Source organism: Pantoea sp. FN0307 (genome assembly GCF_050113815.1).
Taxonomy (GTDB): domain Bacteria; phylum Pseudomonadota; class Gammaproteobacteria; order Enterobacterales; family Enterobacteriaceae; genus Mixta; species Mixta alhagi.
The window spans coordinates 93623-115790 of sequence record NZ_JBNJSO010000006.1; the positions used below are offsets into that span (position 1 = coordinate 93623).

General features: G+C 54.9%; 21 protein-coding genes. 4 read left to right on the top strand and 17 right to left on the bottom strand.

All coding sequences use genetic code 11. From position 1 onward, the window contains the following. Nucleotides 1-11 precede the first annotated feature (11 nt). Nucleotides 12-1877 (top strand): 1-deoxy-D-xylulose-5-phosphate synthase, encoded by a 1866-nt coding sequence (gene dxs / locus ACQE3Z_RS16540; RefSeq protein ID WP_426974627.1) that lies wholly within the window; start codon nucleotides 12-14, stop codon nucleotides 1875-1877. A gap of 144 nt (nucleotides 1878-2021) precedes the next feature. On the opposite strand, the gene pgpA is transcribed toward dxs, so the two are convergent. From pgpA to nrdR, 6 genes are all read right to left on the bottom strand, one after another. Continuing rightward, nucleotides 2022-2525 carry a phosphatidylglycerophosphatase A gene (pgpA, locus tag ACQE3Z_RS16545; RefSeq protein ID WP_426974746.1) on the bottom strand — a complete coding sequence of 168 codons (504 nt, stop codon included), beginning with the start codon at nucleotides 2523-2525 and terminating at the stop codon, nucleotides 2022-2024. Beyond that, a complete protein-coding gene (gene thiL, locus ACQE3Z_RS16550; protein WP_426974628.1) occupies nucleotides 2506-3483 on the bottom strand; it encodes a thiamine-phosphate kinase in 978 nt (325 codons plus the stop codon). The genes pgpA and thiL overlap by 20 nt, the downstream gene beginning before the upstream one ends. A gap of 57 nt (nucleotides 3484-3540) precedes the next feature. Beyond that, nucleotides 3541-3960: a transcription antitermination factor NusB gene (gene nusB / locus ACQE3Z_RS16555; protein ID WP_085067732.1), complete on the bottom strand. Its 420-nt coding sequence runs from the start codon at nucleotides 3958-3960 to the stop codon at nucleotides 3541-3543. A 19-nt stretch (nucleotides 3961-3979) separates the two neighbouring features. After that, nucleotides 3980-4450 (bottom strand): 6,7-dimethyl-8-ribityllumazine synthase, encoded by a 471-nt coding sequence (gene ribH / locus ACQE3Z_RS16560; protein ID WP_085067733.1) that lies wholly within the window; start codon nucleotides 4448-4450, stop codon nucleotides 3980-3982. Nucleotides 4451-4539: 89 nt separating this feature from the next. Then, on the bottom strand, nucleotides 4540-5646 hold the full coding sequence (gene ribD, locus ACQE3Z_RS16565) for a bifunctional diaminohydroxyphosphoribosylaminopyrimidine deaminase/5-amino-6-(5-phosphoribosylamino)uracil reductase RibD (RefSeq protein WP_426974629.1): 1107 nt from the start codon (nucleotides 5644-5646) through the stop codon (nucleotides 4540-4542). Nucleotides 5647-5649: 3 nt separating this feature from the next. After that, complete coding sequence (gene nrdR, locus ACQE3Z_RS16570; RefSeq protein ID WP_038627640.1) at nucleotides 5650-6099, bottom strand: transcriptional regulator NrdR; 450 nt, start codon at nucleotides 6097-6099, stop codon at nucleotides 5650-5652. 170 nt (nucleotides 6100-6269) lie between these two features. On the opposite strand from nrdR, the gene ACQE3Z_RS16575 reads away from it, so the two are divergent. Next, nucleotides 6270-6809: a DUF3251 domain-containing protein gene (locus ACQE3Z_RS16575; RefSeq protein WP_426974630.1), complete on the top strand. Its 540-nt coding sequence runs from the start codon at nucleotides 6270-6272 to the stop codon at nucleotides 6807-6809. A gap of 95 nt (nucleotides 6810-6904) precedes the next feature. Here ACQE3Z_RS16575 and secF read toward each other — a convergent pair whose 3' ends face one another. The 5 genes from secF to queA form a co-directional block, all read right to left on the bottom strand. Next, the gene (gene secF, locus ACQE3Z_RS16580) at nucleotides 6905-7873 is read right to left on the bottom strand and encodes a protein translocase subunit SecF (RefSeq protein ID WP_426974631.1); all 969 of its coding nucleotides are present in this window, start codon (nucleotides 7871-7873) and stop codon (nucleotides 6905-6907) included. Between the two features lie 10 nt (nucleotides 7874-7883). Beyond that, on the bottom strand, nucleotides 7884-9731 hold the full coding sequence (secD, locus tag ACQE3Z_RS16585) for a protein translocase subunit SecD (protein WP_426974632.1): 1848 nt from the start codon (nucleotides 9729-9731) through the stop codon (nucleotides 7884-7886). Nucleotides 9732-9758: 27 nt separating this feature from the next. After that, entirely contained in the window at nucleotides 9759-10091 is a 333-nt protein-coding gene (yajC, locus tag ACQE3Z_RS16590) for a preprotein translocase subunit YajC (protein ID WP_085067738.1), read from the bottom strand. 24 nt (nucleotides 10092-10115) lie between these two features. Beyond that, nucleotides 10116-11240 carry a tRNA guanosine(34) transglycosylase Tgt gene (gene tgt / locus ACQE3Z_RS16595; RefSeq protein WP_250652041.1) on the bottom strand — a complete coding sequence of 375 codons (1125 nt, stop codon included), beginning with the start codon at nucleotides 11238-11240 and terminating at the stop codon, nucleotides 10116-10118. A gap of 70 nt (nucleotides 11241-11310) precedes the next feature. Next, complete coding sequence (queA, locus tag ACQE3Z_RS16600; RefSeq protein ID WP_426974633.1) at nucleotides 11311-12381, bottom strand: tRNA preQ1(34) S-adenosylmethionine ribosyltransferase-isomerase QueA; 1071 nt, start codon at nucleotides 12379-12381, stop codon at nucleotides 11311-11313. Between the two features lie 103 nt (nucleotides 12382-12484). On the opposite strand from queA, the gene ACQE3Z_RS16605 reads away from it, so the two are divergent. Together ACQE3Z_RS16605 and ACQE3Z_RS16610 are read left to right on the top strand one after the other, a co-directional pair. Further along, nucleotides 12485-13066, top strand: coding sequence for an ACP phosphodiesterase (locus ACQE3Z_RS16605; RefSeq protein ID WP_426974634.1), 582 nt, complete (start codon nucleotides 12485-12487; stop codon nucleotides 13064-13066). Nucleotides 13067-13176: 110 nt separating this feature from the next. Next, the gene (locus ACQE3Z_RS16610; RefSeq protein WP_426974635.1) at nucleotides 13177-14439 is read left to right on the top strand and encodes a mechanosensitive ion channel family protein; all 1263 of its coding nucleotides are present in this window, start codon (nucleotides 13177-13179) and stop codon (nucleotides 14437-14439) included. A 123-nt stretch (nucleotides 14440-14562) separates the two neighbouring features. Here the strand turns inward: ACQE3Z_RS16610 and proY are convergent, their stop codons facing one another. The 6 genes from proY to phoB all read right to left on the bottom strand — a co-directional run bounded on the left by proY (nucleotide 14563) and on the right by phoB (nucleotide 21964). Continuing rightward, nucleotides 14563-15918: a proline-specific permease ProY gene (gene proY, locus ACQE3Z_RS16615; protein ID WP_426974636.1), complete on the bottom strand. Its 1356-nt coding sequence runs from the start codon at nucleotides 15916-15918 to the stop codon at nucleotides 14563-14565. A 69-nt stretch (nucleotides 15919-15987) separates the two neighbouring features. Next, entirely contained in the window at nucleotides 15988-17307 is a 1320-nt protein-coding gene (gene brnQ, locus ACQE3Z_RS16620; RefSeq protein WP_426974637.1) for a branched-chain amino acid transporter carrier protein BrnQ, read from the bottom strand. Between the two features lie 405 nt (nucleotides 17308-17712). Continuing rightward, nucleotides 17713-18816, bottom strand: a complete 1104-nt coding sequence (locus ACQE3Z_RS16625) for a cobalamin-independent methionine synthase II family protein (RefSeq protein WP_426974638.1) — start codon at nucleotides 18814-18816, stop codon at nucleotides 17713-17715. A gap of 194 nt (nucleotides 18817-19010) precedes the next feature. Continuing rightward, nucleotides 19011-19928, bottom strand: coding sequence for a PstS family phosphate ABC transporter substrate-binding protein (locus ACQE3Z_RS16630; RefSeq protein WP_250652035.1), 918 nt, complete (start codon nucleotides 19926-19928; stop codon nucleotides 19011-19013). 12 nt (nucleotides 19929-19940) lie between these two features. Further along, on the bottom strand, nucleotides 19941-21260 hold the full coding sequence (gene phoR, locus ACQE3Z_RS16635) for a phosphate regulon sensor histidine kinase PhoR (protein ID WP_426974639.1): 1320 nt from the start codon (nucleotides 21258-21260) through the stop codon (nucleotides 19941-19943). A gap of 14 nt (nucleotides 21261-21274) precedes the next feature. Then, nucleotides 21275-21964, bottom strand: coding sequence for a phosphate response regulator transcription factor PhoB (gene phoB / locus ACQE3Z_RS16640; protein WP_085067747.1), 690 nt, complete (start codon nucleotides 21962-21964; stop codon nucleotides 21275-21277). Between the last annotated feature and the right edge of the window lie 204 nt (nucleotides 21965-22168).

Below are 22168 nucleotides of genomic sequence, written 5' to 3' on the forward strand. Positions count from 1 at the left end.
ATGAGTCTCTGATGAGTTTTGATACTGCAAAATACCCGACGCTGGCGCTTGCCGATACCGTGCAAGAACTGCGTAAACTGCCGAAAGAGAAGTTGCCGGCACTGTGCGATGAACTACGTCAGTACCTGCTGGACAGCGTCAGCCGCTCCAGCGGCCATTTTGCTTCGGGCCTCGGGGTGGTTGAACTGACCGTCGCGCTTCACTACGTCTATAACACGCCGTTCGATCATTTGGTGTGGGATGTCGGTCATCAGGCCTACCCGCATAAAATTCTGACTGGACGCCGCGACCGCATCGGCACCATTCGCCAAAAAAATGGCCTGCATCCATTCCCCTGGCGGGCAGAAAGCGAATATGACGTGCTGAGCGTGGGACACTCCTCTACCTCAATCAGCGCCGGTCTTGGTATGGCGGTGGCCGCAGGCAAAGAGGGCCAGGGCCGTCGTACCGCCTGTATTATTGGCGACGGCGCTATCACCGCCGGGATGGCCTTTGAGGCGATGAACCATGCCGGTGATATCAAAGCGGACCTGCTAGTGATTCTGAACGATAACGAAATGTCGATTTCAGAAAACGTTGGCGCGCTTAATAATCGCCTGGCGCAAATCCTCTCTGGTAAAACCTATTCACGCCTGCGTGAAGGCGGCAAAAAGGTGCTAACCGGCCTGCCGCCGATTAAAGAGCTGGTTAAACGTACCGAAGAACATCTTAAAGGTATGGTGGTGCCTGGAACGCTGTTTGAGGAACTGGGCTTCAACTATATCGGCCCGGTTGATGGTCACGATGTACTGACGCTGGTGCATACCCTCAGCAATATGCGCGATCTGAAAGGTCCGCAGTTTCTGCATATCATGACGAAAAAAGGCAAAGGCTACGCGCCGGCGGAGAACGATCCTATCGCCTGGCATGCCGTGCCTAAATTCGATCCGGCCAGCGGCGCGCTGCCTAAAAGTTCTGGCGGTTTACCCACCTACTCCGCGATTTTCGGCGACTGGCTGTGCGAAACCGCAGCAGACGACAACAAGCTGATGGCGATTACGCCAGCGATGCGTGAAGGCTCTGGTATGGTGGGCTTTTCACGCCAGTATCCGGGCCAATATTTCGACGTAGCAATTGCCGAGCAGCATGCGGTGACCTTTGCTGCCGGACTGGCTATCGGCGGCTACAAGCCGGTGGTGGCAATCTACTCCACTTTCCTGCAGCGCGCTTACGATCAGCTGATTCATGACGTGGCAATTCAGCAGCTGCCTGTACTGTTCGCTATCGATCGCGGCGGTATTGTCGGCGCGGATGGACAAACGCACCAGGGCGCGTTCGATCTCGCTTTCCTGCGTACCATTCCCGGCATGGTGATCATGACGCCCAGCGACGAAAACGAATGCCGTCAAATGCTCTATACCGGCTATCACTATCAGGCCGGGCCAAGCGCAGTGCGTTATCCGCGCGGCACCGGCACCGGCGCGCCTATGCAGCCGCTGGTCTCACTGCCGCTGGGCAAAGGCGTAGTAAAACGTCGCGGTGAAAAGCTGGCGATCCTCAACTTCGGCACGCTGCTGCCGGAAGCACAGGCAACAGCCGACGCGCTGAACGCCACGCTGGTGGATATGCGTTTCGTTAAACCACTGGATGAGGCGCTGATACTGGAACTGGCGGCCAGCCATGAATCGCTGGTGACGCTGGAGGAAGGCGCGATTAAAGGCGGCGCAGGTAGCGGCGTTAATGAACTGCTGATGGCGAAGCGTGTTGCGGTGCCGGTATTGAATATCGGTCTGCCGGATGAGTTTATCCCGCAGGGCACCCAGGATGAGATCCGACACGACTATCAGCTGGACGCTGAAGGCATTCAGCAGCAGATCGCTGAGTGGCTGGCCCAGTAACGCTGTTTAGCGCCGGAGCTGCGTAAACCGCTGACCGGCGCTACATTGTTCGGCTGTATGCTTCCCCACGCTCTCTGTACAGCGCTCCTTTACCTGCTACTTTTGCGATAAAGGTGTTGTTCGGGTCGGGCAACGCTTCAGCCGTTACAGCGGCCAGTGATGCCCAATAAACCACAGCAGCGCGGCCGAGAGGATCCCGGCAATCACATCGTCCACCATAATCCCCATCCCGCCATGCACGTTGCGATCGAACCAGCGGATCGGCCAGGGCTTCCATATATCCAGCACGCGGAAAGTCACAAAGCCAGCCAGCACCCATTGCCAGCTATTGACTGGGATGGCCATCAGCGTAATCCACATACCGATAAACTCATCCCAGACGATGCTGCCGTGGTCATGAACGCCCATATCTTTGGCGGTACGGTGACAGAGATAAACGCCGATACAGATGCCGAACATCACCAGCAGCGAATAGATATCCTGCGGTAAAAAGGTCATCAGCCACCAGAATGGCAGCGCCGCCAGCGATCCCATGGTGCCCGGCCCCCACGGGAACAGGCCACTACCGAAACCGGTTGCCATCAGGTGCCACGGATTGCTCAGGCGCAGGCGACTTTTCGCCAGATCTTTATCGCGCGTCAAAATGATCGAATCCTTTCAATTTCAGCATGACTGGTTTGCCATCCTGTAACAACACCAACCCTTCTGATTCCGGTGCCAGCTGGCCGATACAGGTATAGGGCACGCCCAGCTTACCCAACGCTACGTCCAGCGCGCCACGGTTGATTTCAGGCACGGTAAAGCAGAGCTCGTAATCCTCACCGCCGCTTAACGCCCAGTGCATTACCTGCTCCGGTTCGAAATGATCGCGCAGTACAGAAGATAACGGCAGGGCATCGAGATTTACCCGTGCGCCGCACTCGCTGGCCTTGAGGATATGCCCTAAATCAGAGATCAGCCCATCAGAAATATCAATGGCCGCACTGGCAAGATTACGCAGCGCCTGCCCCTGTAAAATACGCGGCATAGGACGCAGGTGGCGCTTTATCAGCGCCTCGTGGACCGCAGGATCGGTAATACGCACGCGATGCTGCAACAACGCCAGACCTGCTGCGCTGTCGCCCAGCGAGCCAGTAACGTAAATCCAGTCGCCGGGACGTGCACCGCTGCGGCGCAAAGCGCGCCCCGCAGGCACCAGACCGTGAATACCCAGCGTCAGGCTACGTGGCCCGCGCGTGGTATCGCCGCCGATCAATTGCATATCGTAGTAGTCCAGCAGTTCAAACAGGCTGTCGCTGAACGCTTTCAGCCAGGCTTCGTCCACATCCGGCAGCGTCAGCGCCAGCGTCAGCCAGGCAGGATCGGCGCCCATGGCGGCGAGATCGCTCAGATTAACCGCCAGCGCCTTATAACCGAGATCGGCAGGATGGATATCGCGCAGAAAGTGGATGCCTTCTACCAGCGTGTCGGTACTGATAGCCAGGGTTTGCTTTTCCGGCACGTTCAGTAACGCGCAGTCGTCGCCGATGCCTTTTTCCACATCGCGACGTGAGCTTGTCACGCGATTAAAATAACGCGCGATCAGTTCAAATTCGCCACATGACATAATGAAGTTCCGCTGAACCTGAATAGAAAAGGCCGGAAAGAATCCGGCCTCGATTGCTTATTTTTTGTTGGGGCGGATTTGCGGAGCGGCTTTATCCAGCACGCCGTTAACAAATTTATGACTGTCTTCAGCGCCAAACACTTTCGCCAGCTCGATACCTTCGTTGATAGCCACTTTATAGGGCACATCGCTGCGTTTGCTCAGTTCATACAGAGAGACGCGCAGAATGGCTTTTTCTACCTGACCCAGCTCTTCCAGCTGGCGTGACAGGTAAGGCTTCATCAAACCGTCAAGGTATGCGCTGTTGGTCGCAACGCCAGCCAGCAGCTCGCGGAAATAGTTGATATCAACATCTTTGACATCCTGTTCCGCGAGAAACTGATATTCAATATCAGCAATGTCATTATTGGACAACTGCCAGGAATAAAGCGCCTGGACAGCACACTCACGGGCGCGGCGACGAGCAGCAGGTTTCACAAAAATCCCCTTACAAAAATCAGGCTTTAATGGCTTTCAATACGTTAATCATTTCGAGCGCGGTCAGTGCAGCTTCCGCACCTTTATTGCCCGCTTTGGTACCAGCGCGTTCAATAGCCTGCTCGATATTTTCAGTGGTCAGGACGCCAAAGGCGACCGGGATGTCGCTGTTCATAGCGACGCTGGCAAGACCTGAGCTGGCCTCACCGGCAACATATTCGAAGTGCGCAGTGCCGCCACGGATTACGGTGCCCAGGGCAATAACCGCATCATGTTTTCCGGCATTGGCAACGGCGCGAGCCGTCATAGGTAATTCATAGGCGCCCGGCACCCAGATAACGGTGATGTTTTCATCATTCACCTGACCAATGCGCTTTAACGCATCAATCGCGCCATCCAGCAGGCTCTCATTGATGAAGTTGTTGAAACGCGCAATGATAATCGCGACTTTCGCTTCTGGCGTAGCAACAGCAGCTTCGATAATTTTCATAATTTTCCTTTCAGGGTTCTTATTGGCCCCGCAGGGGGGCGGATTCTACCACACTCTTTCGCACTCTGCTTCCGCTTTTCCGCAGGGCGTTAAACCGGCCTGAGCGTCAGGCGCAGATCCGGGCCTACCTGACGCACATCGCTGAAGCTGAACAGCGGCGCGTCACGCAGCTCGCTCAGGCCGGGTAAAGCGCACAATCCACGGGCGCTATCGCCCAGCAGCTTCGGCGCCATATAAACAATTAGCTCATCCACCACGCCCGCCTCCAGCAGCGCACCCGCCAGTTGAGCGCCCGCCTCGACCCACACCTGATTGATCTGCTGCTTGCCCAGCAGCATCATCAGCGAAACCAGATCGAGCCGGTTATCACGCGGCGGAACCCGCAGCTGCTGTACCGCCTGCGGCCAGCTTTGCTGCTCATCTGCCTGCAGGCGCGCCAGCCAGGTTTCACCCGGCTGATGCAGCAGGCGATGCTGCGGCGTTACCCGGTTCTGGCTGTCAATAATCACCCGTACCGGCTGGCGTAAATTTTCCTGCGGATAGTGTGCCTGCGTGGCGGCACCCAGTTCCTCCCAGCGAACCGTCAGCGCCGGATCGTCAGCCAGCACGGTCGCACTGCTGCTAAGAATGGCAGAACTGAGCGCGCGCAGGCGTTGCACATCACGCCGCGCTTCGGGCGAGGTTATCCACTGGCTTTCGCCGCTGGCCATCGCCGTACGACCATCCAGCGATGCGCCCAGTTTTAGCTGAACGAAGGGAAAGCCGGTGCGCATGCGTTTTAAAAAACCACGGTTCAGCGCTTCAGCTTCCGCCATCATCAGCCCGTGACTGACGTCGATCCCTGCCTGCTGCAGACGATAAAGCCCGCGTCCAGCCACTTCCGGGTTAGGATCCTGCATCGCCGCAACCACCCGGCTGACGCCAGCGGCAATCAGCGCTTCACAGCACGGCGGCGTACGACCGTGATGGCTACAGGGTTCCAGGGTAACGTAAGCGGTCGCGTCCCTGGCCCGCTCGCCTGCCATCCGCAATGCATGCACTTCCGCGTGCGGCTCACCGGCGCGCTGATGCCAGCCCTCGCCCACGATAACGCCATCGCGTACGATAACGCAGCCAACGTTGGGATTCGGCGTAGTGGTAAAACGACCGCGCCGCGCCAGTTCCAGCGCGCGCGCCATATACTCTTCATCGCGCATAGCTTAATCCTGTAAACGGGCGATCTCTTCGCCAAATTCACGAATATCTTCAAAGCTGCGATAGACGGATGCAAAACGAATATAGGCAACTTTATCGAGTTTTTTCAGCTCATCCATCACCAGATTGCCGATCATTTTGCTGGGAATTTCGCGTTCGCCTGTAGCGCGCAGCTGGGTTTTGATATGACTAATGGCGTTTTCAACGGCATCAGAGCTAACCGGGCGCTTTTCCAGCGCTTTAACCATGCCGCTGCGCAACTTATCCTCATTAAACGGCTCGCGGACATCGTTGCTTTTAATCACGCGTGGCATCACCAGTTCCGCCACCTCAAAGGTGGTAAAACGCTCATGGCAGTCCAGGCATTGACGGCGGCGGCGCACAGAGGTGCCTTCACCAACCAGACGGGAATCAATTACTTTGGTATCCACGGCGGAACAGAATGGGCAATGCATGACATATCCTGATTCTTCACGAAATGAAACCTTAGTGTACCCCGAAGCCCCTGACAACCAAAGCCTCGGCGGGCTGACGACGCATTTTTCTGTGCGGCCGGGACGCTTTTTCGCCCTCCCGTACGCTTTCACCTAAGCTTGTAAGTAAAAGCGTTAAAAGGAGAGTGAAAATGAAAAAGGGTCTTTTTCTGCTGCCGTTATTGACCGCAGCGCTGCTTAACGGCTGCGCTGCTCCTTCTCCGGCAAAAAATCAGGCGCTACAGAGCGAGGTGAAACAGCTTAATCAGCAGGTTAATCAGCTGACGCGCCAGGCCAGCGCGCTGGAACAGCAAAACCAGTTAAACAGCCACTCCAGCCAGGGCGCATGGCTGCTGCCAGCGGCGAATACGCGCGTTGAGCTAAAAAGCCAGGCGGGGCCACTGATGTTAACGCTGACGCGCATTGAACCAGAGGCGAGCGGCACCCGCGCCTTGCTTACGCTGCGTTCGGCAGACGATCGCCCTTTGCAAAACCTGAGAATGCAGGTCGAATGGGGAGAACTGGATAGCGCCACCGGCAAACCTCTCAGCGCCGGTGCGCTGTCGCAAACCATTGAGGTACGTAATACTCTGCTGCCTAAAGCCGGACAGCCGGTTCCGCTGCGCCTGAGCGGCCTGTCGCCGCAGCAGTTAGGATATGTACGGGTACATAATATTGAGCCGTTAAACTGAGCGGCGCAAACAACAGGTTAAAGGGATTAGGCCGCGCTTTGCGGAAATAAAAAAGGCCGCTTACGCGGCCTTTTATTTAGCTTACCACCGTTGCCTTACGGCAGAATGGAAGGCTGGTCAGCGCCCTCTTTTTCTACTTTCTGCTGAAGCATATGTTCACGCTTCATGCCCAGCTTCAGCGCCAGCGCGGAAGCAACGTAGATAGAAGAAACCGTACCGATGGAAACGCCGATCAGCATCGTCAGCGAGAACCCTTCCAGCAGCGCGCCGCCGAAAATAAACAGCATCAGCACCACCACCAGCGTGGTTGCTGAGGTCATAATGGTACGACTCAGCGTCTGCGTCAGCGAAACGTTCACGATTTCATAAGGCGTGCCGCGACGGATCTTACGGAAGTTTTCACGAATACGGTCGGAAACCACGATACTGTCGTTCAGTGAGTAACCGATAACCGACATCAGCGAGGCGACGATGGTTAAATCGATCTCAATATGGAACAGCGCCAGGATACCGAGCGTAATAATGACGTCATGCGCCAGCGCCAGCACGGCACCAAGCGCCAGACGCCACTCGAAGCGAAAGCCCACATAGATCAGGATAGCGATCAGCGCCATCAACAGCGCCATACCGCCCGCCTGCGCCAGATCGCTGCCGACGCTGGGGCCAACAAACTCAATACGCTTAACGGTCGCATTCTGGCCGGCAGCCTCGTTGATTACCGAGACCACCTTATTGCCCAGCGCCTGCCCTGCGTTGCCGGCATTCGGCGACAGACGGACCATTACGTCACGACTGCTGCCGAAATTCTGCACCTGCGGCTCAACAAAGCCTGATTTCTCCAGCGCGCCGCGCAACGTATCCAGCTCGGCAGGTTTTTCCAGAGAAATTTCAATTACCGTACCGCCGGTAAAATCGAGTCCCCAGTTAAACCCGCGTACGCCCATGATGATCACTGATGCGATCAGCAGCAACCCTGACAGGGTAAAGGCCAGCTTATCCCAGCGCATAAAGTCATGAACTTTACGGCCGTAGTTTAATTGTTCAACACTATATTCCTGTGCCACAACCTACTCCTCAGATAGACAGCTTGTTGATGCGTTTGCCGCCATACAACAGGTTAACGATGGCACGCGTACCAACAATGGCAGTGAACATCGAGGTTCCCACACCAATGGCGGTGGTGATGGCAAAGCCCTTAATCGAGCCGGTGCCAACCGCATACAGAATAATCGCGGTGATAAGCGTGGTGAGGTTGGCATCAATGATACTGGAGAACGCCCCTTTATAGCCCTCATGAATTGCCTGCTGAATAGTACGCCCATTCTTCAGCTCTTCTTTGATACGCTCGTTTATCAGCACGTTAGCATCCACCGCCACCGCCAGCGTCAGAACGATACCGGCAATGCCCGGCATGGTTAAGGTCGCGCCCGGCAGCAATGACATAATGCCGACGATCAGGATCAGGTTGGCCACCAGCGCGCTGGTGGCAATGACGCCGAACTTTTTATAGTAAACCACCATAAATACGATCGAGGCGATCAAGCCCCACAGACAGGCTTCCAGACCCTGGGTAATATTCTGCTGTCCCATGGTTGGGCCAATGGTGCGCTCTTCAACAATCTGAATCGGCGCAATCAACGCACCGGCGCGCAGCAGCAACGAAAGCTGACGCGCTTCATTCGGGTTGTTGATGCCGGTAATACGGAAGCTGTTGCCCAGGCGTGACTGAATATTCGCTACGTTAATTACCTCTTCCTGTTTCACCAGGATAGAGCGGCCGTTGGCATCTTTCTTACCACTGTCTTTATATTCAACGAACAGCGTCGCCATAGGCTTACCAATATTATCTTTGGTAAAGGTCGACATCATGTTGCCGCCCGCGCTATCGAGCGAGATATTAACCTGCGGCTGATTATATTCGTCGGTGCTGGAGGTGGAATCGGTAATGTGGTCACCGGTGAGGATCACCCGTTTGTACAGCACAACCGGCTGGCCTTCGCGCGTTTGCTTCACTTCTGAATCGCCCGGTACACGGCCTTTAGCCGCTGCAGTGGCATCCACTACGGTATTCACCAGACGGAATTCCAGCGTTGCCGTTGCGCCCAAAATCTCTTTCGCGCGCGCGGTATCCTGAATGCCCGGCAGCTCAACCACGATGCGATCGGCTCCCTGACGCTGAACCAATGGCTCCGCTACACCCAGCTGGTTAACACGGTTACGCAGAATGTTAATGTTCTGCTGAACGGCATATTCACGCGCTTCACGCAGACGCTCATCGCTCATTACCGCACGCAGCAGGTTATCGCCACGGCTGCTAATCACCAGATCGCGATGACGCGTTGAAAGATAGTTAACGGCATTGTCACGCGCATCGGCGTCACGGAAGCGGATTTCCACGCCGTAATTTTCGATTTTGCGTACGTTAGTGTAGGCAATGCCTTTCTCACGCAGATCGCTACGCAGACTGTCGGTATTCTGCTCCTGCAGCTTACCCAGCGCGGTATCCATATCAACTTCCATCAGGAAGTGGACACCGCCGCGCAGATCCAGACCGAGCTTCATCGGCTGCGCTGCCAGCATATCCAGCCATTTCGGCGTGGCAGGCGCCAGATTGAGTGCGACGACGTAATCGTCGCCTAGCGTTTTCATCAGCGCTTCACGCGCGCGCAGCTGCACATCTGTGTTAGAGAAACGCGCCAGGATAGCGCCCTGCTCCAGCGCAATAGATTTGCTTTGAATATGCTCTTGTTTTAAGACGTTTTGGATCTGGTCCAGCGTTTGCTCACTGGCGGCGCTTCCGCGCGCGCCAGTGATTTGAACAGCCGGATCCTCTCCATAAAGGTTGGGAAGTGCATACAGCAGACCGACGGCAAGCACCACGATCAGCATAATGTATTTCCACAAAGGATAACGGTTTAACACGGCAGTTCCCTTAGGGAAAACAAAGAATTACAGCGCCTTCATAGTACCTTTCGGCAGGACGGCAGCCACGAAATCACGTTTGATAACTACTTCGTTGTTATCGTTGAGTGCGATAGCAATGTAGCCGTTGTCGGCCACTTTGGTCACGCGACCCACCAGACCACCGGTAGTCAATACCTCATCGCCTTTGCCGATCGAGTCCATCAGTTTTTTATGCTCTTTGGCACGTTTTTGCTGCGGACGCAGGATCATAAAATAGAAAATCAGGCCAAAAACCGCCAACATCACAACCATCGTGTAGGGGCTTCCCTGCGACGGTGCGCCTGCTGCTGCCACTGCGTCAGAAATGAAAAAACTCATCAACTTTCCCTCATTGTTTAATTATCAAGCGTTTAATGGCGGAACCGCTTTGCCCGTCCGCGTATAGAATTCACTGACGAAGCACTCTAATTTACCTTCTTCAATAGCCTGGCGTAAACCCGCCATCAGGCGCTGGTAATAACGCAGGTTATGAATGGTATTCAGACGCGCACCGAGTATTTCGTTACAACGATCAAGATGATGCAAGTAGGCGCGACTGTAATTGCGACAGGTGTAGCAATCACACTCTGCATCCAGCGGCGACGTATCATCTTTATGTTTGGCATTACGGATTTTAACCACGCCGTCGGTGACAAACAGGTGACCGTTACGCGCGTTACGCGTCGGCATGACGCAATCGAACATATCGATACCGCGACGTACGCCTTCAACCAGGTCTTCCGGCTTGCCAACACCCATTAAATAACGTGGCTTATCTTCCGGGATCTGCGGGCAGACATGCTCCAGAATACGGTGCATATCTTCCTTCGGCTCACCGACCGCCAGGCCGCCCACAGCGTAACCATCAAAGCCGATCTCCACCAGTCCTTTGACTGAGACATCACGTAAATCTTCGTAAACGCTGCCCTGAATAATGCCGAACAGCGCATTCTTGTTGCCCAGCTTATCGAAGTGGTCACGACTGCGTTGCGCCCAGCGCAGCGACATTTCCATCGAGCGTTTGGCATAATCCCAGTCCGCCGGGTAAGGCGTGCACTCATCAAAGATCATCACGATATCGGAACCGAGATCGTACTGGATCTCCATCGATTTCTCAGGATCGAGGAAGATCGCATCGCCGTTAATCGGATTGCGAAAATGGACGCCCGCTTCGGTGATTTTACGAATGTCGCCAAGGCTGAAGACCTGAAAACCACCGGAGTCGGTGAGAATCGGCCCCTGCCACTGCATAAAATCATGCAGATCGCCATGCAGCTTCATAATCTCCTGCCCCGGACGCAGCCAAAGGTGGAACGTATTGCCCAGCAGGATTTGCGCGCCGGTCTCTTTGACTTCTTCCGGCGTCATGCCTTTTACCGTGCCGTAGGTGCCCACCGGCATAAAGGCCGGGGTTTCTACGACGCCACGATCAAAAACCAGACGACCACGACGCGCGCGGCCATCTTTTTTATCTAATTCAAACTTCACGTTGCCTCCATCAGAGAAACAGTCTGATGCATGGTTAATATCACGACGCCGCAGCTGCGGCGTCGGTTAATCAGCCGCCGACTTTTTCCTCCGGCGCCTGGGGATTGCGGGTAATAAACATCGCATCGCCGTAGCTGAAAAAGCGATATTGCTCAGCTACTGCCTCGCGATAGGCGTTCATGGTGTGGCGATAACCAGCAAACGCGGAAACCAGCATAATCAGCGTGGATTCCGGCAGATGGAAATTGGTGATCAGCGCATCAATAATCTGATAGCGATAGCCGGGATAGATAAAGATTTGGGTATCGTCGAAGAACGGCGCAATCAGCGCATCCTGTGCCGCCTGCGCCGCGCTCTCCAGCGAGCGCACCGAGGTGGTGCCCACAGCGACCACCCGGTTGCCGCGCGCCTTACAGGCTAACACCGCATCCACAACCTCCTGCGGCACTTCAGCATACTCGGAATGCATGATGTGATCTTCAATGCTGTCCACGCGCACCGGCTGGAAGGTTCCCGCGCCCACGTGCAGCGTCACAAATGCCATCTCAACGCCTTTTTCCCGCAGCGCGGCCAGCAGCGGCTCGTCGAAGTGCAGACCAGCGGTCGGCGCGGCCACTGCGCCCGGCTTCTGGCTGTAAACCGTTTGATAAAGCTCGCGGTCAGCCTCTTCATCTGGACGATCGATATAGGGCGGCAGCGGCATGTGACCGATAGCGTTGAGAATGTCCAGTACGTCGCGTTCATCATCAAATTGAATTTCGAACAGCGCATCATGACGCGCAACCATTGTTGCCCGCACGCTTTCATCATCGCCAAACAGCAGCTCTGCGCCCGGCTTCGGCGCTTTAGAGGCGCGGATGTGCGCCAGCACACGCTTGTCATCCAGCATGCGTTCTACCAGCATTTCAATCTTACCACCGCTGGCTTTACGCCCGTAGACACGGGCCGGGATGACGCGGGTGTTATTGAACACCAGCAGATCGCCGGGGTTAAGCTTATCCAGCACATCGGTGAACACGCCGTGGCTTAAAGCGCCATCAGGACCGTTCAGCGACAGCAGTCGGCATCCGCTACGCTGAGGCTGCGGATAGTGGGCAATTAATGATTCAGGTAATTCAAAAGAAAAATCAGCGACGCGCATGCTCAATGTCTTACGGCTAACAAACAGGCGGCATAGTCTAGCGGAAAAGCGGGAAATTCTGAACTGTTACCCGGTAACCATTCTGTTAGCGTATAATGCCAGGATGAACTTTCTTGCTCATCTCCATTTAGCCCGGCTTGCCAACAGCTCGCTGACAGGCAACCTGATGGCGGACTATGTACGCGGCAATCCGCACCTACAGTGGCCTGCCGATATCGCCGCCGGCATCGCGCTACACCGTCGCCTTGATGCCCTTACCGACTCCTTACCCGAAGTCCTGAGCGCCAAACGGCTGTTTCGTCCCGAAACGCGTCGGGTTGCGCCTGTTACGCTGGATGTGGTGTGGGATCATTTTTTATCACGTCACTGGGATCGCATTGAGCCAGAGGTGTCGCTGCCGCTGTTTCTGGCGCGCGCTCAGGCGCAAATCGAGCCGATGTTGCCGCAGTTGCCAGAAGGTTTTCAGCGGCTTAACGGCTATCTGTGGCGTGAACGCTGGATGGAACGCTACGCCGAAGCCGATTACCTGCAACAGGTTTTATGCGGAATGGCAGCACGGCGTCCGCGTCTGGCGGCGCTGGCCGATTCCTGGCAGGATTTTTTTAATAATTACGCGGCGCTTGAAACTTTTTTCTGGCAATTTTATCCACAATTAATGGCACGCGCTGCCGCACAGCAGCTGTAGCTTTTTCTCAGCCTGGCCGTTATGTTGGTTCCTGCAGGCCGGGCCTGTTCCGCAGGGCAGTTGCGGAATTCTTATTTCAACAGGAAGAGCACTATTCTCAGGGAGATAATATGCAACACCAAATTCTTTTTTGGCTTCATCATTTTGATGTGCCTTACGCCACGCCGCTCTCTTTAGCGATAGTTATTGCTATCGTATTACTGATCTCGCTGCTCGCTCACTGGCTGCTTCACCGTGCCGTATTGCCGATGTTAAAACGTCGCGCCTACGCCTCAAGCCAGCAATGGGCGAAATCATTAATCGATAATCACCTTTTTAACCGCTTTGCCCTATTGCTGCAGGGCGTTCTGCTCAATATCCAGATCGACCTGTTTTTGTCCAACAGTGAGCCGCTGCACGCCGTTCTGCTGGTGTTTTCGCAGGTCTGGATGATGCTCTTTTTACTGTTGATGCTGTTTTCGCTGTTAGACATTCTGCTGGAGCTATCAGCTAACAGCACGCTTGCCCGACAGCTGCCGCTGCGCGGTATTTTTCAGAGTATCAAGCTGGTGGCAGCTATCCTGTTTGCCATCATGATTATTTCAGTGCTGATGGGTAAATCGCCGCTGGTGCTGATTACCGGCCTGGGCGCGATGACCGCCGTGCTGATGCTGGTGTTTAAAGATCCGATTCTGGGTCTGGTGGCGGGTATTCAGCTGTCGGCAAACGACATGTTAAAGCTGAACGACTGGCTGGATATGCCTAAATATGGCGCAGATGGTGCCGTAATCGATATTGGGCTGACAACGGTAAAAGTGCGCAACTGGGATAACACCATCACCACTATTCCCACCTATGCGCTGATTGCCGACTCGTTTAAAAACTGGCGTGGTATGTCGGAATCAGGCGGACGCCGGATCAAGCGCAGCATCAATATCGATACTACCAGCATTCACTTTCTGAACAAGAATGAGTTGGAACAGCTACAGCATGCGCAGCTATTAACGCCTTATATTAAACAGAAAATGGTTGAGATCGAACAGCATAATGCGCATTTAAGCAGCGATTTAAACATACCGTTAAATGGACGCCATCTGACTAATATCGGTACTTTCCGCGCCTGGCTGGAGGCCTGGCTGAAAAGTCATCCGCAGATCCATCAAAACATGACCCTGATGGTGCGACAACTGGCACCCGGTACCGATGGACTGCCGCTGGAAATTTATGTTTTTACCAATACCACGGTATGGCTGGAGTATGAGCGTATTCAGGCTGATATTTTTGACTATATCTATGCGGTGCTGCCAGCCTTTGGTCTGCGCGTCCATCAAACGCCGACCGGTTATGACTGGCGTGCTTTTGCCGCTAACGCAGAGAATAAGCCTCACCTTTAGTCAGCCACCCAACTCTGTTTATATCTGGCCCTGAAATACAGACTTCATTCAGGGCGGTTAATAACCGGAAAGGCATTAATTACTATACCCATAAAAAAAGCCGCATCGCTGCGGCTTTTTTTATCATGCTGACTTCTTACGCACCAGCTTATAGCCCGCCAGCAACAGCACAATCCAGATCGCACCGACATAGAGCGAAATGCGGGTATCCGGGAAATAACCGATTAAACCGATAATGAACACCAGGAACAGCACGCCGAAAATGGCGGTATAGCTGCCGCCCGGCAGCGCGAACTTCAGCGCCTGCGCCTGCTGCTTACTCAACGTACGGCGGAAAGCGATCTGCGAACAGAGGATCATAATCCATACCCAAACGGTGGCGAAGGTGGCCAGCGAGGCGATAACCAGGAACACTTTTTCCGGCATCAGGTAGTTCAGATAAACCGCAATCAACATCGCCAGCATCATCACTACAACCGTTACCCACGGAATGCCGCGATCGGAGACTTTCATGAACATCTTTGGCGCATGGCCCTGCTGCGCCATACCGTGCAGCATGCGCCCTACTCCAAATACATCGCTGTTAATCGCCGAGAGCGAGGCGGTCAGCACCACAAAGTTCAGAATAGAGGCCGCAGCCGCAATGCCCAGATGCTGGAAAGTCAAAACAAAGGGGCTGCCCTGCGTGCCAACCTGGTTCCACGGATAGATCGACATAATCACAAACAGCGTACCCACGTAAAAAACCAGAATACGCCAGGGCACCGAATTAATGGCACGCGGAATCGATTTTTGCGGATCTTCCGCTTCACCGGCGGTGATACCGATAATTTCAATGCCGCCATAGGCAAACATCACCATCTGCAGCGACAGCAGCATGCCGACAATGCCGTGCGCAAAGAAACCGCCATTGGTCCACAGATTATGGATGCCGGTTGGCTGGCCGCCGTTGCCGATCCCCCAGATAATCATGCCCAGGCCCGCTGCGATCATAATGATAATGGTGGCGACCTTGAAGAAAGAGAACCAGAACTCCACCTCGCCAAAGACTTTGACGCTCATCAGGTTAACGGCGCCGATCACCAGCACCACGCTCAGAACCCAAATCCAGTGCGGCACGTCGGGGAACCAGACGCCCATATAGATACCGAACGCGGTAACGTCGGCAATCGCAACTATCAGGATTTCAAAGCAGTAGGTCCAGCCGGTGATGTAGCCCGCCATCGGGCCGAGATAATCCTGCGCGTAACGCGAGAAAGAGCTGGACTGCGGATTGTTGACGGACATTTCGCCCAGCGCACGCATAATAATGTACGCCACGGCACCGCCGATAACGTAGGCCAGCAGCACGCTCGGCCCGGCCATTTTTATTGCATCGGCAGAACCGTAAAACAGCCCGGTCCCAATCGCCGATCCCAGCGCCATAAAACGAATATGGCGTGTGCTCAATCCGCGTTTGAGCTTATTGGTTTCTTGCATAATGACATCTTACCTGTGGAAATGAAAAACCACGGGCATGCCCGTGGTTAAGACCGAATTGTATCAGGTTTAATGATGCGCCCTGACCCGCTCTTGCCCCATCATGCGGTCGGCTAATGCCGTAACGATCAGCATAACCAGCGAAGGCGGCAGCCAGGCAAGCCCCTGCTCGGCCAGCGGCAGGTGTTGGCTAACGGCAGGCAGCACATCTTTAAAGCCGGTGGTTTTAATCGCGTCGATTATACCAAATACCAGGCTAACAAGCATAACCGGCGCAATAATGCGGGCGCTTTTGTTCCACCAGCTCAGGGTAAAGCTGAGCACAACCAGTACGATGCACGGCGGATAGATGGCAGTGAGCACCGGAATGGAGATCTGAATCAAATGACTCAGGCCCAGGTTAGAGACCACCATCGAGAACAGGCCCAGAATAAACACCAGCGTTTTATAGGAAAACGGCAGATATTGCGCAAAAAATTCGGCACAGGCACAGGTCAGCCCCACCGCCGTTACCATACAGGCGATAAAGATCAGCGCCGCCAGGAAGAAGCTCCCCATTCCGCCGAAGGTATGCTGCACATAGGCGTGCAGGATTGCCGCGCCGTTGGCATTCTGATCGGCCAGCGAACCACTGCCGGACCCCAGCTGAAACAGGCTCAGGTAGACCAACGTCAGGCCGACACCGGCAATCAGACCGGCCAGAATGGTGTAACGCGTCAGCAGACGTGCGTCGTCCACGCCGCGTGAACGCGCGGCATTAACGATAACGATGCCGAACACCAGCGCACCCAGCGTATCCATTGTGAGATAGCCGTTAACAAAACCGCTGGAAAAGGCCGCGTTCTGGTAGGCGTCGGTAGCCGGAATATGCGTTCCCGCAGGCCACAGCAGCGCCGCCACGCCCAGAATAAACAGCGCAAAGATTTTCAGCGGTGCCAGAATATGCCCCACCGTATCCAGCAGTTTGCCCGGATAAAGTGAAATAGCGATCACCAGCGCGAAATAGATCAGGCTATAAACCAGTAGCGCCATCGCGCCATCGCCGGTCAGCGGAGCAATACCGATTTCAAAGGAAACGGTCGCCGTGCGCGGCGTGGCGAACAGCGGCCCTACAGCAAGGTAGCAGACCGTAGCCAACAGCAGGCCAGCCGCTTTGCCTATTGGCGAGCTTAGCGCATCGATACCGCCGCCAACGCGTGCCAGCGCGATCACCGTAATAACCGGTAGACCCACTGCGGTAACCAGGAACCCAAGCGCCGCCATCCAGACATGTTCGCCTGACTGTAAACCGACCATGGGAGGGAAAATGATGTTGCCTGCGCCAACAAACAGGGCAAAAGTCATAAAGCCCAGCGCAATGATGTCTTTCGACGTTAAACGATGTGTCATAAAGCTGAATTGCCTGCTACAGATGTTGCGGTGGATGTTGTGTGAATGCTTACTGCACCCTCTCTACGCTAACATGCTGTCGGATAGGACAAATCAATTAAGTAATGTCTGTTCACGACCGCAAACGCAGTGATATGAGCTAATTTTGTTCTTTTCACAGAGGAAAGCCGCGATAAGCGGCGTAAGTAAAACGTTTATAGCGAAGAAAGGCAATACAGGATCGGAAAAGCAGAGTGATATAACGAATATAGGCTTCAGACCAGAGAATCACTTCAAGCTATGCCTAAAGCACATTACATGATGTGACTTTTTTTTCACCAGCCCGGCGTTAATTTCTTCATTGTTGTCGGCCTTAATGCACAAAAGGCGCGTTTTTACGCGCCTGTTTGCACACATTTACGCCACTCACCAGACGTTTTTTGCAATATCCACTACCAGACGCAGTTTATCCCACTGCTGCTGCGCGGTAAGATTATTGCCTTCCTCGGTGGAGGCAAAGCCACACTGCGGGCTGAGGCAAATTTGATTGATATCGATATACTGCGTTGCTTCAGCGATACGCGCCTTCACGCTTTCCGGATCTTCCAGCTCGCCGACTTTTGTGGTGATCAGCCCCAGCACCACCTGCTGATTGCCCGGCTTAATAAAGCGCAACGGCTCGAAGCCGCCGGAGCGCTCGTTATCATATTCCAGGAAAAAGGCATCAATATTGACGCCGCCAAACAGAATCTCCGCTACCGGCTCATAGCCGCCTTCAGAGATCCAGGTAGAACGGAAGTTACCCCGGCAGACATGCAGCCCAACGGTCAGGTCTGCTGGTTTGCCTTCCAGCGCTTTGTTCAGTACGCGCGCATAGGTTTGCGCCAGCTCTTCCGGGTCATCGCCGCGCTCACGAATTTGACGCTTTTGATCTTCCGAGCAGAGATAGGCCCACACGGTGTCATCCAGTTGCAGATAGCGGCAGCCTGCATCATAAAAGGCTTTGATGGCATCACGGTAAGTTAATGCCAGGTCGTCAAAATAGTCCGCCAGATCTGGATAGACCTCAGCATCAATCATCTTGCGTCCGCCACGGAAGTGCAGCACGCTCGGGCTGGGGATGGTCATTTTAGCGACAGCGTCACCGCTGATGCTGTTAAGGAAGCGGAAATCTTCCAGCATCGGATGATCGCCAAAGCCCAGCTTGCCGGTTACGCGCACGCCGCGCGCTTTGGTTTGAATACCGTTGAACTGAATCCCCTGCTCCGCCTCATAGCGCTCCACGCCCTGCAGACCGTCAAAGAAATCAAAGTGCCACCAGGCACGACGAAATTCACCATCGGTTACCACCTGCAAACCACAGGCGCGCTGCTGTTCTACGACGTGGCGGATCGCTTCATCTTCCACACGACGCAGCGCCGCAGCATCAATCTCTCCGGCGGCAAACTGCTCGCGGGCGCGCTTGATCGCTGCAGGCCGTAAAAAGCTGCCAACCACGTCGGCACGGAAAGGGGCGGTTGTTCTTTGCATTATTTTCAACTCCTGTAACGAGGCGATCCCGCCCCGCTGATTTACCGATGAAATAGTTTCAGAACTTTATATTTAAGACTTCTGGATGTCTAAATGTCTGAAATCAGCGTCTCATGACTTTTGTTCAGCGGCAAGGGAGGAAAATTCACAAGACATGAAAAATATTCATGTTTATGCTGAAAAAACCGGCGCGCTTATAATCCCAGCAGCGCCTTTGCCTGATGGATTTGCCGATCGGAAAGGGGTAAGTAGCCCGCCTGGGTCACCAGCGCCTGCCCCTGCGGAGAAAGCACATGACGTAAAAACGCGGCGGTAAGCGGCTCCGGCATCTTGCCTGGCGGCTTATTGATATAGATATAAAGCGGGCGTGCATAGGGATAGCGCCCATTACGAATCGTTGTGGCATCGGGCATTACCGCTTCGCCCTCTTTTGCCAGCGCCAGCGTTTTCACGCCGCTGATATGGAAGCCAAAGCTGGCATAGCCGATAGCATTAAGATTGCCCGCTACCGCCTGCACCACTGCCGCAGAACCAGGATATTCGCCCACGTCACGACGAAAATCGCCGTTGCAAAGCGCCTGCTGCTTGAAAAAACCCCAGGTGCCGGACGCCGAGTTACGCCCCAGCCGCTGTAGCGAACGATCGCGCCAGCTGAGCTGTTGTAATCCCAAATCGCCCCAGGTATGCGGTGAACGGGGTGCCCCGCAGCGCCGCGTCACGGAAAAAATCGCGTCCAGCTGCTGCGCATTGAGCCGGGTCAGCGGATTATCCTGATTCACCACCACCACCAGCGCATCCAGCGCGACCGGCACCGCCAGCGGCGGATAGCCGTAGCGCTGCTGAAAAAGCTGACGTTCCGAAAGCTGCATTGGACGGCTCATTGCGCCCAGCTGTGCCGCGCCTGCGGCAAGCGCGGTCGGCGCGGTGGAGGATCCGGCGGCCTGTACCTGCACATTAACGCCCGGATACTGAAGATTGAAACTTTCGCCCCACAGCGCCATTAGGTTGCCCAGCGTATCTGAGCCAACGCTGCTGAGATTCCCTGCCAGCAGCGCGGGTTTTGCCTGCAGCGCGCCGGAAAACAGCAGCAGCAGCACCATGATGATTTTCATACTTTGCATCCGTCAGATTTTACGCGCCGCATTGTCCGGCAGATGCTGGCTGACAATCAACCTTGTCGGCAGGATAAAACTAAAACAGGTCCCTTTATGCGGCTGGCTGGTAATGGTGAGGCGAGCGCCGTGATGACTCAGGGCATGTTTAACAATCGCCAGCCCCAGTCCACTGCCGCCGGTGGCCCGCGATCGCGCCTTATCCACCCGATAAAATCGCTCGGTCAGACGCGGCAGATGCTCCTGGGCAATGCCCGGCCCGTTATCTTTCACTGCAAATAGCGCGCCCTGTTTGCAGAATTGCCAGCTGACCTCAATATGCGTGCCTTCCGGCGTATGGTTGACCGCGTTATAGACCAGGTTAGAGATGGCGCTGCGGAGCTGCTCTTCGTTACCGAACACCTTTAGCTGCGCATCGGCATGAAACGCAATATGATGCCGGCCATTACTCAGGGTTTCCGCTTCGCGCTGCAGCAGGCGCAGCATCATCGGCACATCCACTTTCTCCGCCAGATCGATAGCGGGCGCAGCCTCAATGCGTGAAAGCGTCAGCAGCTGTTTAACCAGACCATCCATCCGGCGCGTCTGCTCCTGCATGGTTTGCAGCGCTTTTTCACGGGATTTTCCCTCCAGCACCGCATCGCCCATCATTTCCAGATAGCCCTGCAGCACCGTAAGCGGCGTGCGCAGCTCATGGCTGACGTTGGCAAAGAAGTTACGGCGCGCGCCCTCCAGCTGGTGCATCTGCGTAACATCGCGCGCCACCAGTAGCCACTGCCCTTCGCTATAGGGCATTACGCGAAATTCCATATGCAGCTGATTATTCATCACCAGCGTCAGCGGACGAACAAAATCCTGCTGACGCAGATAGCGGGAAAACTCAGGATAGCGCAGCAGATTAAGGATGTTCTGACCGTTATCTTCCGGCCAGCGCAGCCCCAGATGCTGCTGTGCCAGACCGTTGCACCAGAAAATAGTGCCCTCATCGGTGGTCAGCACCACCGCATCGGGCAGGGATTCCGCCCCGCTGCGAAACCGCTTAATCAGGTTTCCCAATTCGCGGCGACGGCGGCGGTTGCGTAGCTGCATCTGGTAAAGCCCATAAAACAGCGGCTCCCAGCTCCACTGACCGCCAGGCGGCGTCATAGAGCGGTCGGTCCACAGCCAGTGTGACAGACGCAGCAAATTCCAGAAGTGCCAGCCCAGCAACAGCAGTACGGCGCACAGCAGGAACCACGGCAAATAGCCGATAATCAGGCCAGCCAGCAGCGCGGGCAAACAGACCAGCACCAGTTCCAGTAATAATCTCTTCCAGGAGAGGCGTTCCAGCACGAGGCAGACTCCGATCAGTAACGAGCGGAGAAACGATAACCCGTTCCACGTACGGTTTGCACCATGCGATCGTGACCGGTCAGCTCCAGCGCCTTGCGCAGCCGCCGAATATGCACGTCAACCGTACGATCCTCAACGTAAACATTGGTGCCCCAGACATTGTTCAGCAGCTGTTCACGGCTGTACACGCGCTCCGGGTGCGTCATAAAAAAGTGCAGCAGTTTATATTCTGTCGGGCCCATCTCCAGCGGCGTGGTATCTGACATCACGCGGTGCGAAGAAGGATCCAGGCTCAGCCCCTGAATTTCGATCACATCCTCAACCGCCATCGGCGAAATGCGGCGCATTACCGCCTTGATGCGCGCCACCAGCTCTTTTGGTGAGAACGGTTTAGTGATGTAATCATCGGCGCCCACTTCCAGGCCGCGCACGCGATCTTCTTCTTCGCCGCGCGCGGTAAGCATCATGACCGGGATATCGCGCGTCATCGCTTCGCGCTTGAGATGTTTGATAAACTGAATGCCGCTGCCGCCGGGTAACATCCAGTCCAGCAGGATCAGATCGGGCCATGGCTCGATTAACAGGTTGACAGCGCTGTCATAATCATCCGCTTCGATGGGCTGATAATCATTTTGCTCCAGCACGAAACACAACATTTCCCTGATGGGGGCTTCATCTTCGACAACCAGAATGCGCTTAGCCATTATTGCTCCTGCGAATGTGACTCTTGGTCACGGGGATTTGCGGCGTCATTATGCGTCAGTTTTATGACAGATTTATGAAAAATGCACGGCCCCAATGGTGCTTTCGTAACGCTTTTGTGAAGCAATCAGTAACCATTTTTTGAAACCCAGACGCAGGTAATGATCAATCCAGTTCCCCTCTGCAGCTTAGCTCTGGTTATAATC

Coding starts and splice junctions, on each gene's coding strand:
- dxs (WP_426974627.1), top strand. CDS start 12: ATGAGTTTTGATACTGCAAAATACCCGACGCTGGCGCTTGCCGATACC.
- thiL (WP_426974628.1), bottom strand. CDS start 3,483: ATGTCATGTGGCGAATTTGAACTGATCGCGCGTTATTTTAATCGCGTG.
- ribH (WP_085067733.1), bottom strand. CDS start 4,450: ATGAAAATTATCGAAGCTGCTGTTGCTACGCCAGAAGCGAAAGTCGCG.
- ribD (WP_426974629.1), bottom strand. CDS start 5,646: ATGCGCGATGAAGAGTATATGGCGCGCGCGCTGGAACTGGCGCGGCGC.
- nrdR (WP_038627640.1), bottom strand. CDS start 6,099: ATGCATTGCCCATTCTGTTCCGCCGTGGATACCAAAGTAATTGATTCC.
- ACQE3Z_RS16575 (WP_426974630.1), top strand. CDS start 6,270: ATGAAAAAGGGTCTTTTTCTGCTGCCGTTATTGACCGCAGCGCTGCTT.
- yajC (WP_085067738.1), bottom strand. CDS start 10,091: ATGAGTTTTTTCATTTCTGACGCAGTGGCAGCAGCAGGCGCACCGTCG.
- queA (WP_426974633.1), bottom strand. CDS start 12,381: ATGCGCGTCGCTGATTTTTCTTTTGAATTACCTGAATCATTAATTGCC.
- ACQE3Z_RS16605 (WP_426974634.1), top strand. CDS start 12,485: ATGAACTTTCTTGCTCATCTCCATTTAGCCCGGCTTGCCAACAGCTCG.
- ACQE3Z_RS16610 (WP_426974635.1), top strand. CDS start 13,177: ATGCAACACCAAATTCTTTTTTGGCTTCATCATTTTGATGTGCCTTAC.
- proY (WP_426974636.1), bottom strand. CDS start 15,918: ATGCAAGAAACCAATAAGCTCAAACGCGGATTGAGCACACGCCATATT.
- brnQ (WP_426974637.1), bottom strand. CDS start 17,307: ATGACACATCGTTTAACGTCGAAAGACATCATTGCGCTGGGCTTTATG.
- ACQE3Z_RS16625 (WP_426974638.1), bottom strand. CDS start 18,816: ATGCAAAGAACAACCGCCCCTTTCCGTGCCGACGTGGTTGGCAGCTTT.
- ACQE3Z_RS16630 (WP_250652035.1), bottom strand. CDS start 19,928: ATGAAAATCATCATGGTGCTGCTGCTGCTGTTTTCCGGCGCGCTGCAG.
- phoB (WP_085067747.1), bottom strand. CDS start 21,964: ATGGCTAAGCGCATTCTGGTTGTCGAAGATGAAGCCCCCATCAGGGAA.